We start from the raw sequence: 13,898 nt of genomic DNA, 5'->3' as shown, positions 1-13,898 counted from the left end.
AACCTCTTTATAATTTATTTTTATTATTTGTCAGCAATAGCTGCGATACCTGGCATAGGTTTACCTTCGAGGAATTCTAATGTAGCACCGCCACCAGTGGAAATGTGAGAGATTTTGTCAGAAAGACCAGTTTTCTTGAGAGCTGCGATAGAATCACCGCCACCAACAATACTAGTACCTTCAGATTCAGCAACAGCATGAGCGATTTCTTCTGTTCCTTTTGCAAATGCATCAAATTCAAATACACCCATAGGTCCATTCCATACGATTGTTTTTGCATTTTTAACAGCATCTTCACATTCTTTGCTGAATTTGTTATCAAGAATCATCCAATCAGCTGGAACTTCATCAACGGATACAGTTTTATGATTTGCATCTGCTGCGAATTTATCAGCTACTACAACTTCAGCAGGAAGGAATACTTTTACGCCTTTTTCTTCAGCTTTAGCAAGTAATTCTTTAGCAAGTGGTAATTTTTCTTCTTCGAATAAAGAAGAACCAATGCCTTTACCTTGAGCAGCAAGGAAAGTATTTGCCATACCACCGCCAATTACAACAGCGTCAGCTTTTTCTAATAAGTTAGAGATAACACCGATTTTGTCAGAAACTTTTGCACCACCAATGATAGCAACGAAAGGACGTTCTGGATTGGATAATGCTTTACCAATGAACTGAATTTCTTTTTCAATTAAGAAACCGCCAACAACTTCTACATATTGAGCGATACCAGCGTTAGAAGCATGTGCTCTATGAGATACACCAAATGCATCATCAACAGCGATATCTGCTAAAGAAGCAAGCTGTTTTGCAAATTCAGGATCATTTTTAGTTTCTTCATTGTGATAACGGAGGTTTTCAAGAAGTAATACTTCACCTGGTTTTAAATCAGCAGCAGCTTTACTTGCAGCTTCGCCAACACAATCTTCAGCATATTTAACTTCTTTACCTAAAAGTTCAGAAAGTCTTTTTACAATAGGTTTAACAGACAATTCTGGAACTCTCTGTCCTTTTGGACGACCAACATGGCAAGCAAGAATAATAGCTGCATTATGTTCTAAAAGATAATTTAAAGTAGGTAATGTAGCACGAATACGTTTATCATTTGTGATGTTTTGGTTTTCATCCATTGGTACGTTAAAGTCCACACGAATAAAAACTTTTTTTCCGTTTACATCAATGTCTCTAATAGATTTCTTATTCATTAAAAAAACCCTCCGTAAATTCAAAATAGGACCGGCCTTTTTAAGACCGGTCCATAAAAGGCTGCACAAATCAAATTACTTAAGTTCAGCGAAGTATTTAATTGTACGAACCATCTGGCTAGTGTAGCTGTTTTCGTTATCATACCAAGAAACAACTTGTACTTGAGTATTTCCATCTTCCATAGGAGCAGCCATAGTCTGAGTTGCATCGAAGAGGGAACCGAATCTCATACCAACGATATCGCTGGATACAAGCTGTTCTTCAGTGTAACCGAAAGATTCAGTTGCAGCAGCTTTCATAGCAGCATTGATTTCATCAACAGTTACATGGCCTTTTACAACTGCTACTAAAATAGTAGTAGAACCTGTAGGGGTAGGAACACGCTGTGCAGAACCGATTAATTTACCGTTCAATTCAGGAATAACAAGACCGATTGCTTTTGCAGCACCAGTGGAGTTAGGAACGATATTAACAGCTGCAGCACGGGAACGACGTAAGTCACCTTTACGCTGTGGGCCATCAAGAGTCATCTGGTCACCAGTGTAAGCATGAACTGTAGTCATGATACCGCTCTGGATAGGAGCAAGTTTGTTAAGAGCGTTAGCCATTGGAGCTAAGCAGTTAGTTGTACAAGAAGCAGCGGAAATAACTGTATCGCTAGCTTTTAAAGTTTCATGGTTTACATTGTAAACAATTGTTGGAAGATCGTTACCAGCAGGAGCGGAGATAACAACTTTTTTAGCACCAGCTTTGATATGAGCTTCTGCTTTAGCTTTAGAAGCGAAGAAACCTGTGCATTCTAAAACTACGTCTACATCAAGTTCGCCCCAAGGTAATTCTTCAGGATTTGGTTTAGCATAAATAGTGATTTCTTTACCGTTTACAGTAATAGAGCTTTCACCAGCTACAACGCTATCAGCATATTTATATCTACCCTGAGTAGAATCATATTTAAGAAGGTGAGCAAGCATTTTTGGGCTTGTTAAGTCGTTAATTGCAACAACTTCATAACCTTCTGCATCGAACATTTGTCTGAAAGCGAGACGACCGATACGGCCGAAACCATTAATAGCAACTTTAACTGCCATTTTAAAAATACCCCCTAAAAAGTAAAAAAATTTTTCCAGTTTAAAAGCTGGAATAATATTTAACTAAAATATGTAAATACATACTCTAGCTTATAACAACTTAATAAACTACTAGACGTATAATAATAAATTATCATTCAAATATGTGTCTAAGTTTTTCACTAGGATTATAATACAATAAATTATATCAAATTGTCAATCTAATTCAGCAGTTTTTCCGTTATAAATTTATTATTCTATTAATAAAAATAATTTATATAACAAATTGTTTACAAAAAACCTGCAAAAACAGTTTTTCTTATCGATTTTATTGTAAACAAAAAAGAATTCTTCTATTAGAATATTTGTATATTCTTTATTCTAGAAGAATTCTTTTTTTCTTAATTCTGTATATTAATTACAATTTTACTATATATTTATAAAATAATTATAAACCAAATTTTTCAGCTGTTTTTACTACAATAGCACATTCACAACGTTTTTTCTGTAATTCACAACCAAGTTCATATGGTTCATGAATATTGCCATGGAATAAATCAGCATTAGCATGACAACCGCCACTACAGAAGAACTTCGCCCAACAATCACGGCATTTTTCTTTACTCAATACATGAGTTCTTCTGAATTCTTTTGGAAGTTCTGTATTCTTTACACCTTCAAATACATTGCCAAGCATATAATTTTCTCTACCTGCGAATTGATGACAAGGATACATATTACCATCAGCAGCTACAGCAAAATATTCATGACCAGCACCACAACCGCTTAAACGTTTAGCTACACAAGGGCCATGTTCTAAATCAATATTAAAATGGAAGAAGAAGAACCCTTTTCCCTCTTTTTTACGTTTTAAATAAATTTCTGTCAATTTATCATACTCAGCAAAGATCTGAGGTAAATCTTTCTCTGTAAAACCATATGGAGAATCTTTTAATACAACTGGTTCTACAGATAAAATATCGAATCCTTCATCAGCCATACTAAGTACATCTTTGGAAAAATCCATATTGCGATTAGTAAATGTTCCACGTAAATAGTAATTATTACCATTGCGAGACTCTACTAATTTTTTAAAGTTTTTAACAACTTTATCATATGTGCCATGTCCACCAACATCAGGACGCATATAATCATGCACTTCTTTACGACCATCAAGACTTAATACTAAACTAATATTATTATCATTTAACCATTTAATATTTTCATCATTTAATAAAACGCCATTTGTAGTAAGTGTCAATTTAAATATCTTACCAGTTTCTTTCTCTTTTTGACGTACATATTCTGTTACATATTTTACAACTGGCATATTAACAAGTGGTTCACCACCAAAAAAGTCAAGTTCACAGTGTTTACGTTTACCACTATGTGCAATGATATAATCAACAGCTGCTTTACCAACTTCTTTTGTCATCAAACGACGGTCATGACCCATATCACCCGTACCAGCAAAACAATATTTACAACGTAAATTACAATCTTCTGCCACAAGTAAACACATTGATTTTACCAATCCAGTTTCACCAAAATAAGGAGGCACATCAATATCTGGAGCAAATAATTCTCCACGATTCATGAGTTCATGTAATTCTTCTAAAATTTCACGAAGGTCTTTTTCATCATACGTATCAGCTAGATTTTTAATTACTTCTTCATCATTTGTACCATCAAAATAATCCATTACATCATAAACTGTTTTATCAATTAAATGTACAGTAGAACTATTCACATCCAATAATATGTACATTCCATTTTGATAAAATTTGTGTATTTTATTACTCATAGCCATTATTTAAAATTCACACCTCTAATAATAAATATAATTTATAATTCATCTCAATATATAATTTATATTTGAGTTTATTCATTGTCGCGAAATTACTAAAATCACTAAGAAAGGGACTGTCAATACAGCCCCCTACTTGAGAAATATTAGTGTTTTTCACAAACCTGATTACCAACTGTGCAAGAAGTTTTGCAAGCAGACTGACAAGATGCTTGGCATTCGCCACAACCGCCAGTTTTAATAGTAGCTTGAAGGTAAGGTTTGTTAACAGTTTTAATGTGTTTCATACTTATCTCTCCTTTGCGATTTAATATATAATATTGTATATGTTTTTAATCAAATAAGCAAGTCTAGCAAAATATATAAAAAAACTACCTGAAAATCATCATTTTCAAGTAGTTTTTTATTCTTTATTATTTCTCTGGTATTAAAATAATTTGCACTGGTAAATTTGAAGCTCCTGGTGGTGTATATAAGAAACTTAATTTATCACTATTATTATATGTTCCTAAATAAGCATAATAATTAATATCTTTTTCATGTCCAAAAAACGGCAATTCATCTGGAGTAGAAATCATTTTATATTCACCATTTTCGCCTACTTTTACAGAGATAGCACCAGCATATACACCGCCTAAAGGCTTAAGATAATAACTTGTTTTTCCTTTACCTTCAAGCTTTGGTTCAAAATTATACACTATTCCATAATTACCAAAATTTTGTGTAATAGAATTATCTGTACTATCTTTACCATATTTATAAAGGTCTGTTTTATTATCACCTATATAAAAATACGCTTTTCCCATCTCTTCTGGATTATAAGCTCGTCTATTTGTTATATAACGTTCCTTACCTTCATAAGTTCCTCTTAAGCGATGTTCATCCTTTTTTAATATAGGTGCATAATTTACATATTTTAATAAATTTTTATCTGTAGGAGCAATCATTACACTTACTTTTAATGGTTTTTTTGCATAAAAGTCAAAAATACCATAAACTAAACCACCACTAGGAACAATTCTTTCATTATCTGCTACATTTAAAAAAGTTTTTTCATGCGGTGCAAGTCGTATTTCTCTAGTTTCGTGGTCATTAAAATATCTTTGCATAGTTACTTTTCCTACATAAAGATAATCCTCACTAGGACCAGCCACCGCTTCTTTTTTTACAGTGATAATATTACTTTCATTAGACATATTCTCGATGACTACAGCTATTTTTTTATCTTCTTTCATTCCATTTAAATGATAATATAATAATCTAGCATCACCTTTTACTGTATCTTGATACAAAATACCATCTTGTTCTACAGTTTCTGGAGAATCAGAAAATAATAATGTACTGCTATCGTCTTTTGATTCCATAAATAACAATTTATCAGCTTCATATTTTTCTACATCTTTATTTTTATTATTTAAAACGATTGTATTTTTTAACTCATTATTATTTTCTTGGGCTTGAGCTACTGAAAAATTATATACAACTGCTAATGATAATAAAAATGAAAAAATCTTATTTTTTTTCATAAATAAATAATACCCCTGTTCTATTTTAATGCTGATTAATAACTAATCTAGATAAAATTTTTGTTTTTAAAATACGCCATTTAAAACCAATATAACCAAAACGATAATTTGATACATTCGTTCTTTGTAATAAATACTTATTAGTTTTAAATGTATTAAATCCAGCATCACCAGTTACTGCTGCTAAATAATTATTATCCTTTAAACACTGAATGCTTTCATCTGTATATATTCCATTAGGATAAGAAAAGAAATATATTGTTTTTAATCCATTCCATTCCATCAATAATTTAGATAACTTAATTTCATTATCTAAGTTTTCCACTTCAGTCAAAGGTAAATGATTTGCCGTATGACTGCCAATTTCAATATTGTTATCTTGCATTTCTTTTAATTGTTGCCAATTAACATAATTTTCCTTGCCGATATAATTAGTTGCCATGAACATAGTGGCCTTCATACCCATCTCGTTAACTATCGGCATCATATTGGTATAGTTATCCTCATAACCATCATCAAAAGTTAAAATAATGGGATTTTCTGGCAATTTTTCACCATATTTTTCAGCACGAATAAAATCCATCATTGAAATTGTATGATAATTATTTTCCTTAAAATAATTTAATTGTTCTCTAAACTGTTCTTTTGATAAAGTATAATCATCTGTATCTACAGTATCATCATTTACTCGATGATATTCAAAAATCATCACACCTTGTGGAGGATACATATATACTGAACCAATTACTCCACCCATAAATATAACAAATAAAAGCATTATACTAAATGCTATTTTTTTTAAATTCATTCTTTTATACTATTGTCCTTCCTGATTTGCATTGCTAAAGCATCAATCTTACGCATGCGATGATTAATCGCAGAACGACTACAATTCGATAATTCAGCTAATTCCGTAAGAGACGCTTCTGGATTATTCAAACGCAATGTTGCTGTCTGCTTTAATGCTTTTGGTAACTTATCATATTCATCATATTTCATCAATAATTTTATATTGTCAATTTGTTTTATAGCGGCATTAATAGTTCTTTGTAAATTTGCCGTTTCGCAATTTACCAAACGATTAACTTGATTTCTAATTTCTTTTAAATTACGTGCAGATTCAAAAGCTTGCAATAAACTTTCCTCTACACCAATTAAAGCTAATAACTCTAAAATAGCCTCACTTTCTTTTAAATATACAATATATACATTTTTTCTATCTGTAAGCCCTACAGGTAAATATAATTCATGACATAAATCTCGTATCAATTTAGCAAAAGTATAATTATCTGTTACAAATTCTAAATGATATTCACCTTCTGGTTTATTTACCGAACCGCCCCCTAAAAAAGCTCCTCTTAAATAAGCTATTTTACAACAATCATTTTGTAATATATTGCGATCAGTACCTGCATCTAATAGATTTTTTGCAGTTAAAAAACCTAACTTTTTCAAAATACTACTAGCTTCTGGTGATGGTGTAGCTCTGACAGCATAATTATTATGCTTTCGTAAACGACGAGAACGTCTAACTGTAACTTCTGTATGAATTCCTTGTGGTACACTAGCTTTTAATAAAGTTAAAATTTTTCTAGCTACGGCTGCATTTTCAGTGACAAAATTTATACCAAAATCATGTTTACTATTAAAAGAAATAGTGGCTCCCATACGAAGCAATGCAGCTAATTCCGCTGTTTTACAACATACTTGAGAGCCCAACACATGTACCAATTCATTTTTTACTTGACTTGCAAATGATGGCATCTAAAACCAACTTTCAAAATATAATTATTCTACAGATATCTTAATCTTCTTGTAAAGTATGATATATTTTCATAACATTTTGAGCTAATTTCATAGAATCATGATGTATCATTTCTGAATCATCAATTATATCTGCTTCAAACAAACCTACACCTAAATCCTCTACAGCTTTTTTATCAACAATTACAGGATATTGACCTTTTTGAGCATAATATTCCTGCATTTCTGTAGAAATCTCTTTATTATTAACTAAAACATAATCCACAATGCCGACACCACCATGTTCTATCAGAGCTTTTACATGCATGGAGGCAGTATAATCATCTGTTTCACCCGGCTGAGTCATTACATTACAAATATAAATCTTTATAGCCTTACTTTTCTTTATTTCATCAGCAATATTATCTACTAATAAATTAGGAATTATGCTCGTATATAAACTACCAGGGCCAAATACAATTACTTCTGCTTCTCTAATAGCTTTTATTGTTGAAGGAACTGGCTCTACGTGATGTGGAAATATATGCACACGTTTTATTCTCTTATGCACTAGTGGAATTTGTGATTCACCTTCAACTATCGTACCATCTTCCATAGTAGCACTCAAGCGGACTTTTGCTGTTGTAGCAGGAAAAACTCTACCTTTTACAGCTAATACACGACTTGATTCTTTTAAGGCTTGTTCTATATCACCTGTAACTTCTGTCATTGCTGTAATGAATAAATTACCAAAACTATGACCTGCTAAATCACTTTTTCCACCAAAACGATATTGAAATAATTTTTCCATCATTGGTTCTGTATCTGCTAAAGCAACTAGACAATTGCGTAAATCACCTGGAGGCACAATATTAAACTCTTCACGAAGTCGACCAGAAGAACCCCCATCATCCGCCACAGTAACAATTGCTGTAACATTTCTGGTTTCTTCTTTCATACCACGAAGCAATACAGATAAACCTGTTCCACCGCCAACAACAGTAACACTTGGCCCTTTATCTAATTTACGATGTTCATAAATCATATCAACTAATCGACCAGATTTATCAGGGACAAGTACCGTTATCAAAGAACGAATTACCATTCTTGTAGCCAATAACATTGTAATTATACCTAAGATAATGATAGTTACACCAACAACAGCTGTTATCGTATAATTATATGATCCTGTCCATGTATATACAGCATAAAATAAAAATTCTTCAATGCTATCTATATATTTATAATTAAATACTATGGCTAAGCCTAAACCTGTAAGTAGTGCACCAACAGCAAATAAACATAACCATCGTTTAAATCGCATTCCAGGATAAAGCCATTTTAATAAATGCATTTAATCCCCTACTTTCTTATATTATTATGTTAATTCGCTATATGCTCTTTTACTTCATTTTTCATCAAATCACGATGTTCTAAATTGGCTGTATAACCTTTATTATTCAATAAATTATACAAATGATTTGCTATATATACAGAACGATGCATACCACCAGTACAACCGACAGCAATAACCAATTGACTTTTACCTTCATTGATATATTGCGGTATCAAAAATTCTACCAAATCATCTAGTTTTTTCTTAAATTCTGTAGTAACCTCATATTTCTCAATATAAGCAGCCACTTCTGGTACAGTTCCACTCTTATGACGAAGTTTTTCATCATAAAAAGGATTTGGTAAAAATCTTACATCAAAAACTAAATCTGCATCTAAAGGTAAACCAAATTTAAAGCCAAAAGATAATATACTGATATTCATCTTACCTGTATCATCAGTTTTAAACATTTTAGTGAGACGCTCTTTTAGCTCTGCACGTTTCAAGCAACTAGTATCAATAATAAAATTAGCACGTTTTTTTATCTTATCCAAAGCTTTACGTTCAAGTTCAATAGCATCACTAACTAAAACATTAGGTGCCATTGGATGACGTCTACGTGTTTCTTTATAACGACGAATAATTACTTCATCAGAAGCATCCATAAATAATAAATGATAATTTACTTTTTGAGCATCAATTTCATCTAAAACCTGATTAAATGTATCAAAGAAATCTTTACTGCGTGTATCTACTACTAAAACAAATTTCTGCATATTTTCTGTAGAATTACTACATAAATCTACAAATTTTGGTATCAAAACAGGTGGCAAATTATCAACACAAAAATAACCTAAATCCTCAAGATTACGACATGCTAATGTTTTCCCAGCTCCAGACATACCAGTAACAATTATCAAACGAAAATCTTTCATATTTAACACCTCTAATCTATAAACTAGGAACATTATCCATTCTTATATAATAATCGCTCAAATGTCTTTTTTCAACACATATTTATAAATAGCCTCAGCTACTCCATCATGTTCACAATCGCCCACTACAACATCACCACAAGCTTTTACATCATCTTTAGCACTACCCATTACTGCACTAAAACCAGCTGTTTTAAGCATTGGCACATCATTATTAGCATCACCAATAGCCATTACTTCATCTATACTCAAATTTAATTTTTCTGCCAAATGAATAAGTCCACTAGCTTTACTTATATTAGGAGCCATTATCTCTACATAATTAAATTGTGATTTTGCCGCATGAGCTTTTCCTGAAAATTTTTCATTAAAAAGTCTTGCTACTTCATCACTTTCTTCATTACTACTAGTAATAACTAATATTTTAGGTATTCTTTCTAATAATGTATAAATTTTATCTCCTATAACATAACCTTTTATATTAATACCTTCTTCATATCCCTTTGTCTTATCTGTATAAACTTCATAATATAATTTATCATCTTGATAAGTTTGAAAATAATAATTCATTTCTTTACAATAATTATAAATTTCATCAACAATTTTAGGCGGTAAAAATCCTTCAAAATAAACTTTTCCCGATACAGATTTTATTAAAGCCCCATTGTAAGTGATAATCGGTACATCTAATTTCAATTGTTCAGCAAATCTACGAGAAGCATCATACATTCTTCCTGTGGCAATTGTTGGTATTATCCCATTTTCAGCCATTTCTTTTATGGCCATTTTATTTTTTTCAGATATCTCACCTTTTTTATTTAATAATGTTCCATCTAAATCTGTAGCAAATAATTTTATGCCCACAAAATCACATCCTATTTTTATTAATAATTTATTCAATTATATCATAAACTTTCATTTTTATTCATTTTTTATTGCCAAGATATACCATTTCCCGAAATGATCTGATTTTCATTATTAGAACTAATTTGCACATTCAAAATAATAGGCATATTAGCTTCACTTTCCATCCATGATTTCAATTTTACTACATCTTGGCTAGATAATTGTTCTTTTACATATACGATTACCATAAATTTTAAAGCTTTTACCTCTCCTTTTTCATTGATATTATTGATTGTTCCTCCTTCAATCTTATCAATTTGAGGAAATAAAATCTTTCCTTTTGTATTAAAAGCTTTTAATATAGTTTGATTATCAGTTATTCTTTGATAAGCTGGATAATATTGTACACTTAAATTTTGATATTTTATCAAATCATTATCCTTATTATTAGCACTTAAAACACCATCACGCTGTTGAATACTACTATTAATTAAGTTTTCAATATCCTGTTTTGTATAACCTTCATCATAAACATTTTGAATAACTTTTAAATTTAAATCTTTGAGCTGACTATAATTTAACAAGTCCTTTTTCAATTTATCAATTTGCGTTTCTTCCAAAGTTTTACCTATCAAGACTACTTCAAAAGTCTTACTATCATCTCGTATATGATAAGCTACTACCTGTCTATTATCATAATTAAAATATTCATTTATATAACTATTAGCTTGAGCATTTTCTATATTGGTCTTCACACTTTGATAAGCCGTATATACACTAGGGAGAATTGTTATAATACCAATAATTGCTAGATAAAATTTCTGTCTACGCAATATTTGAATAGATACATATTGTTTTACAGGAATCTTAATAAACTTCAAGACTATAAAAGTTGATAAACAAATAAATACACCATTTATACAAAATAAATATAAGGCACCACTAAAAAATTTTAAAGAATGTGTGGCGATACCATAACCTGCTGTACAAAGCGGTGGCATCAAAGCTGTGGCAATAGCTACACCTGGAATAACATTGCTTTTTTCTTTGCGAGTTATACCTATTATTCCAGCAAGACCACCAAATAGAGCAATTAAAACATCCCATATTGTAGGTTCTGTACGTGCTAATAATTCTGAAGAAGCTGTAGAAATTGGTGATAGATAAAAATAAATCGTCGATGTTAAAATACAAAATCCTACTTGAAACAATAATTTTAAAAATGATTTTCGTACATAAGCTGTATCATAAGTAGCTATACCATAGCCAATAGCCATAATAACGCCCATTAATGGAGAAATTAACATTGCCCCAATGATTACAGCTGTACTATTCATATTCAAACCGATAGAAGCAATGAACATAGCTAATATTAAAATAGCCATATTAGTTCCTTTTAATAAAGCACCACTTTCAATCCGTTCAGCAATTTCTTGCATAGTTGCTCTATCTGCGTTTAAATCGAATACATCCAACAATACTTTTTTTAAATTATCCATATATATCACCCTTTCTATAAGTATATAACTTTTCTTTCATTATAAATATTTTTGCAACAATAATCAAAAAATTTAGACTAAAATCTCATAAATAAAGGGAATAGATAAATTTATCTATTCCCCTTTATTAAAATCATAATATGATTATCTTTTACTATTAAATTTCATAAAAATCAATTTTAGCTTTTATTTCACCATTAGGTTCAAAGACAATACCAGTTGCCTCTTGTGTAGGATAAATACGTGTGCTTATTACATATTCGCCACCATTAATGAAAATTTCTAAAGATGAATAATCACTAAATATTTGTAAAGATATTTTTTCATCTTGTAAATTAACTTTAACTTCACGTTCACCAGTTACAGCTTTACCGGATTTATCACGATTTAATTTAAACACTTTACTATTTTTATCATAGCTAATAATAGTTTCTTCATTTTCAGAAACACGCAATTTCAAATTAAAACCATTAGCTTTTGTCAAATCAAAAGTAGTATTTAATTCATAACAATCGCCATTTATTCCTTCTAAAATACAATTTTGAATTAAATCAACATCATATTTTACATTAGTTTTTCTTAATTTTTCTAATTCAGGTGCTGGCAAACTGTATACTTTATTATTTTTAACTTCTAATACTCGAGGAATACTCATCATACCAGCCCAACCTTCTTCTTGTTCTGGCATTTCACTTTCCCACATAGCAAGCCATCCAATCATAAGACAACGATGATTAATCTCATCTTGCATTATCTGCGGAGCATAGAAATCAAAACCATAATCTAACATCTCAAAATCAGTTTCACGTTCAAATACCCCTGTATTATAATCCATTTGCCCTATAAAATATCCTGATTGATGAAGATTTAAAAATTTATTTCCTTCAGGTTCAACACCTTGAGGTGATAAAATCAATACTTCATGATCACCTATTTCCGCAAAATTAGGACATTCCCACATAAATCCTAAATTTTCATCTGTGGTAGACATAGCCATAACATTTACAAAATCCCAGTTTAGTAAATCCTTGGATTTATAAATAAGTACCTGTCCTGTTTTTTCATTTGTTTGAGCACCTACTACTTTGTAATACATATCTTTGTATTTCCAAACTTTCGGATCTCTAAAATGTTCTTTACGAATATTTAAATCATCTGGGAAACTATCTATATTTATAATCGGATTATTTTCCAATTTTTCAAAGTTTATACCGTCTTTACTAATTGCTACACATTGTGTTTGTAATTGTGCATCATCGTCATCAGTATTTTTATCTAAAACTACATGACCTGTATAAAAAATATACAAATCATCATCTTTTTCTATTGCACTACCAGAAAAACAGCCATCTTTATCATATTCATCAGTAGGTGCAAGTGCTATTGGTTTAGTCTTCCAATTAACTAAATCTTTACTTGCTACATGACCCCAGTGCATAGGTCCCCATTGGCTGGAATATGGATGATATTGATAAAATACGTGATATTCTCCTTTAAAATAACAAAAACCATTAGGATCATTAATCCAATTTGCTGGAGCACTAATATGATATTTAGGTTTCCAATAACTTTTCTTAGCAATTTTTGCCATTTTATGTTGATGTTGTTCTGCTTTTGCTAAAGCTTCTAAATGTGTCAAAATCTCTCTCCTTTATTTCATATTCATGAAATTCATTAAAATTTATCGGATTTTATAAAACCCGTTTGATATTTTTATATAATAGCACTATATCAAAAAAAAAGCAAACTTTTTATAAATAATATTAATACCTAAAGATATTTAAAATTTATATTTTATATCACAAATGTTAAATAAATGTCAAATTTCATAAAAAAAAGAACTACCTTTTGAGTAGTTCTAAAAAATAAATTTATAATTATTATTAATATTATTAGAAGTAAAATTCCATTTGTGCACGGAAGATATCTACATCTT

General features: G+C 30.6%; 12 protein-coding genes. All 12 read right to left on the bottom strand.

What is annotated here, in order from left to right; all coding sequences use genetic code 11:
• Positions 1-23: 23 nt before the first annotated feature.
• Complete coding sequence (pgk, locus tag Q5I67_RS08475) at positions 24-1,202, bottom strand: phosphoglycerate kinase (protein WP_296897330.1); 1,179 nt, start codon at positions 1,200-1,202, stop codon at positions 24-26.
• A 75-nt stretch (positions 1,203-1,277) separates the two neighbouring features.
• Positions 1,278-2,291 carry a type I glyceraldehyde-3-phosphate dehydrogenase gene (gene gap / locus Q5I67_RS08470; protein WP_296897328.1) on the bottom strand — a complete coding sequence of 338 codons (1,014 nt, stop codon included), beginning with the start codon at positions 2,289-2,291 and terminating at the stop codon, positions 1,278-1,280.
• A gap of 427 nt (positions 2,292-2,718) precedes the next feature.
• Complete coding sequence (gene scfB / locus Q5I67_RS08465; RefSeq protein ID WP_296897336.1) at positions 2,719-4,074, bottom strand: thioether cross-link-forming SCIFF peptide maturase; 1,356 nt, start codon at positions 4,072-4,074, stop codon at positions 2,719-2,721.
• Positions 4,075-4,223: 149 nt separating this feature from the next.
• The gene (gene scfA, locus Q5I67_RS08460) at positions 4,224-4,364 is read right to left on the bottom strand and encodes a six-cysteine ranthipeptide SCIFF (protein WP_008537952.1); all 141 of its coding nucleotides are present in this window, start codon (positions 4,362-4,364) and stop codon (positions 4,224-4,226) included.
• A 126-nt stretch (positions 4,365-4,490) separates the two neighbouring features.
• Positions 4,491-5,603 carry a hypothetical protein gene (locus Q5I67_RS08455; RefSeq protein WP_302487034.1) on the bottom strand — a complete coding sequence of 371 codons (1,113 nt, stop codon included), beginning with the start codon at positions 5,601-5,603 and terminating at the stop codon, positions 4,491-4,493.
• Between the two features lie 25 nt (positions 5,604-5,628).
• Positions 5,629-6,411 carry a polysaccharide deacetylase family protein gene (locus Q5I67_RS08450; protein WP_296897322.1) on the bottom strand — a complete coding sequence of 261 codons (783 nt, stop codon included), beginning with the start codon at positions 6,409-6,411 and terminating at the stop codon, positions 5,629-5,631.
• Positions 6,408-7,367: a DNA-binding protein WhiA gene (gene whiA, locus Q5I67_RS08445; protein WP_296897320.1), complete on the bottom strand. Its 960-nt coding sequence runs from the start codon at positions 7,365-7,367 to the stop codon at positions 6,408-6,410. Before whiA ends, Q5I67_RS08450 begins: the two co-directional genes overlap by 4 nt.
• Positions 7,368-7,407: 40 nt before the next feature.
• Positions 7,408-8,700 carry a gluconeogenesis factor YvcK family protein gene (gene yvcK / locus Q5I67_RS08440; protein WP_296897318.1) on the bottom strand — a complete coding sequence of 431 codons (1,293 nt, stop codon included), beginning with the start codon at positions 8,698-8,700 and terminating at the stop codon, positions 7,408-7,410.
• A 29-nt stretch (positions 8,701-8,729) separates the two neighbouring features.
• A complete protein-coding gene (gene rapZ / locus Q5I67_RS08435; protein WP_296897316.1) occupies positions 8,730-9,617 on the bottom strand; it encodes an RNase adapter RapZ in 888 nt (295 codons plus the stop codon).
• A 57-nt stretch (positions 9,618-9,674) separates the two neighbouring features.
• The gene (locus Q5I67_RS08430) at positions 9,675-10,481 is read right to left on the bottom strand and encodes a Cof-type HAD-IIB family hydrolase (protein ID WP_296897314.1); all 807 of its coding nucleotides are present in this window, start codon (positions 10,479-10,481) and stop codon (positions 9,675-9,677) included.
• 68 nt (positions 10,482-10,549) lie between these two features.
• On the bottom strand, positions 10,550-11,962 hold the full coding sequence (locus Q5I67_RS08425; RefSeq protein WP_302487033.1) for a TIGR00341 family protein: 1,413 nt from the start codon (positions 11,960-11,962) through the stop codon (positions 10,550-10,552).
• 157 nt (positions 11,963-12,119) lie between these two features.
• Positions 12,120-13,601, bottom strand: a complete 1,482-nt coding sequence (locus tag Q5I67_RS08420) for a sucrose-6-phosphate hydrolase (protein ID WP_302487032.1) — start codon at positions 13,599-13,601, stop codon at positions 12,120-12,122.
• Positions 13,602-13,898: the final 297 nt, after the last annotated feature.

It is taken from the genome of uncultured Megamonas sp., from assembly GCF_958438645.1.
GTDB lineage: Bacteria > Bacillota > Negativicutes > Selenomonadales > Selenomonadaceae > Megamonas.
This window is presented reverse-complemented; position numbering and strand designations above follow the sequence as displayed.